This window comes from Kribbella albertanoniae (assembly GCF_004348455.1).
Classification (GTDB): Bacteria; Actinomycetota; Actinomycetes; order Propionibacteriales; family Kribbellaceae; genus Kribbella; species Kribbella albertanoniae.
Genome location: NZ_SMKA01000473.1, coordinates 1 through 2,799, shown reverse-complemented (window position 1 = coordinate 2,799; position 2,799 = coordinate 1). Strand labels below are relative to the sequence as shown.

The window sequence follows — 2,799 nt, the reverse complement described above, 5'->3', positions numbered from 1 at the left end:
GAGTTGTTCGGTGCTCGCTAGAGGATGGACTTTCCCGTGTTCGACACGCTTTCCGATCGGTTGTCCGCTGCGTTCAAGAATCTGCGTGGCAAGGGCAAGCTGACCGATGCCGATATCGAAGCGACGACACGGGAGATCCGGATCGCGCTGCTGGAGGCGGATGTCGCGCTGCCGGTGGTGCGCGAGTTCATCGCGAAGATCCGGGAGCGGGCCGCCGGGGCCGAGGTGCGCGGGGGGCTGAACCCGGCGCAGCAGGTGATCAAGATCGTGAACGAGGAGCTGGTCGGCATCCTCGGCGGGGAGACCCGTGAGCTCCGGATGGCGAAGCGGCCGCCGACCGTCATCATGCTGGCCGGTCTGCAGGGTGCTGGTAAGACGACCCTGGCCGGGAAGCTGGCCAAGTGGCTGAAGGAGACCAAGCACCAGACGCCGATCCTGGTCGCCGCCGACCTCCAGCGGCCGAACGCGGTCACCCAGCTCCAGGTGGTCGGTGAGCGGGCCGGCGTGCCGGTGTTCGCTCCCGAGCCGGGGAACGGTGTCGGCGACCCGGTGGACGTGGCCCGGAAGGCGCTGGACGAGGCGCGGACCAAGCAGCACAGCGTGGTCATCGTCGACACGGCCGGCCGGCTGGGTGTCGACGAGGTGCTGATGAAGCAGGCCGCCGACATCCGCGACGCGGTGAACCCGGACGAGATCCTGTTCGTCGTCGACGCGATGATCGGTCAGGACGCGGTCACCACCGCGCAGGCCTTCCTCGACGGGGTCGGCTTCGACGGCGTGGTGCTGTCCAAGCTGGACGGTGACGCCCGCGGTGGTGCGGCGCTGTCGATCGCGCAGGTCACCGGTCGCCAGGTGATGTTCGCCAGCAACGGCGAGAAGCTCGAGGACTTCGACGTCTTCCACCCCGACCGGATGGCGTCCCGCATCCTCGGCATGGGTGACGTGATGAGCCTGATCGAGCAGGCCGAGCGCACCTTCGACGCGGACGCGGCCGCGAAGACGGCGGCCAAGCTGCAGAAGAAGGGTGGCAAGGACTTCACCCTGGACGACTTCCTCGCCCAGATGCAGTCGGTGCGCAAGATGGGTCCGCTGACCAAGATCTTCGGCATGCTGCCCGGCGCCAGCCAGTTCAAGGACCAGCTGGAGAACTTCGACGAGCGCGAGATCGACCGGATCGAGGCGGTCATCCACTCGATGACGCCGGCCGAGCGCAACGACCCGAACATCATCAACGGCTCCCGCCGGGCCCGGATCGCGAAGGGTTCGGGGACCGAGGTCGCCACCGTCAGCGGTCTGGTCGAGCGGTTCTTCGAGGCCCGCAAGATGATGTCCGCGATGGCGTCCGGCAAGGGCATCCCGGGGATGCCAGGGATGCCGGGCATGCCCGGTGGCGGCGCCGCGGGTGGGCGCAAGGCGAAGCAGCAGAAGCTGGCGAAGGGCAAGAAGCGTGGCTCGGGCAACCCGGCCAAGCGGGCCGGCGGCGGTGCGCCCCAGCCGCAGGAGCCGCAGCCGGGTCAGCTCCCGGCCGCGTTCGGCGGTGCCGGCCAGAACGGCGGCGATTTCGAGCTCCCCGACGACCTGAAGAAGATGCTCGGCGGACAGTAACCGGGAGGCGGGGTGCGGGCGCTGCCCGATCGGACAACCGGTCACTGCACGAAGTGACACCCCGTTACCCGTTGTCGATGATCCTGGGCCCGCTAAGATCGTCCCTACGCCCGGAGAATGTCGGTACTGCGGAAACGTCGAAGGACGGATCGGATGAGGCAGCAGTTCAAGAACCTGGACACGTGGCGGGGGAAGCTCACCGCCACCTGGGTGTGCTTGGCTCCGCCGACCGCCATGGTCGCCGTGTTCGTGATCGGCGGTGTCACGTCGAACACGTTCATCGTCGACGCGCACGCCCTGGCCGGTCAGCGCCCGGACTCGGTCTTCGACGACCTGGTCGACGACATGCCGACCCAGCCCGGTGTCGACGGCAGCCTGCCGACCCAGGAGAAGTCCACGGTCAGCGTCCCGGTCACCGGGAGCACGGACGGCACCGTCCCGCCGATCCCCGGGGTCACCGGTGACGCGTCCGGCATCCCCGGCACCGTCCTGGCGGCGTACCAGAAGGTCGCGAACGATCTGGCCCTCGCGAAGCCGAACTGCCACATCACCTGGCCGCTGCTGGCCGGGATCGGCAAGGTCGAGTCCGACCACGCGAAGGGCGGCAAGGTCGACGCAGCCGGGAACACCCGCGGCCAGATCCTCGGCCCGGTGCTGAACGGCGGCCCCGGGATGGCCGCCATCTCCGACACCGACCAAGGTCAGTACGACGGGGACCAGCAGTGGGACCGGGCCGTCGGGCCGATGCAGTTCATTCCGGGCACCTGGAAGGCTTTCGGGGCCGACGGGAACGCCGACGGCACCAAGAACCCGCACAACGTCTTCGACGCGGCGCGGGCCGCCGGTGACTACCTCTGCTCCGGCGGGGCCAACCTGGCCGACGCCCAGGGGCTCGTGCAGTCCGTCCTGCGGTACAACCACTCGATGGACTACGTGTCCACCGTGCTGCGCTGGATGCAGTCGTACAGCAAGCAGACCGTGAAGATTCCGGACACCGACGGCGAGATCACCCCGCCGGGCGACAACGGCAACGTCGACGACCCGGAGCGCAACGACACCATCCCGACGCCGACCCCGACGCCGACGGTCACCCCGACGACGACGACTCCGAAGCCGACGCCGACCAAGCCCAGTACGCCGAAGCCGTCGAGCCCGAAGCCGACTCCGAAGCCGACGCCCACCCCGACGCCGAAG

Annotated in this window: 2 protein-coding genes; both read left to right on the top strand. The window is 68.9% G+C overall.

Going from position 1 to position 2,799, the window contains the following annotated elements; all coding sequences use genetic code 11:
- The first annotated feature begins 36 nt into the window (after positions 1-36).
- Positions 37-1,605: a signal recognition particle protein gene (ffh, locus tag E1261_RS44190; RefSeq protein WP_132416271.1), complete on the top strand. Its 1,569-nt coding sequence runs from the start codon at positions 37-39 to the stop codon at positions 1,603-1,605.
- A 153-nt stretch (positions 1,606-1,758) separates the two neighbouring features.
- The coding region (locus tag E1261_RS44185) for a lytic transglycosylase domain-containing protein (RefSeq protein ID WP_132416269.1) at positions 1,759-2,799 on the top strand (1,041 nt) is incomplete at its 3' end.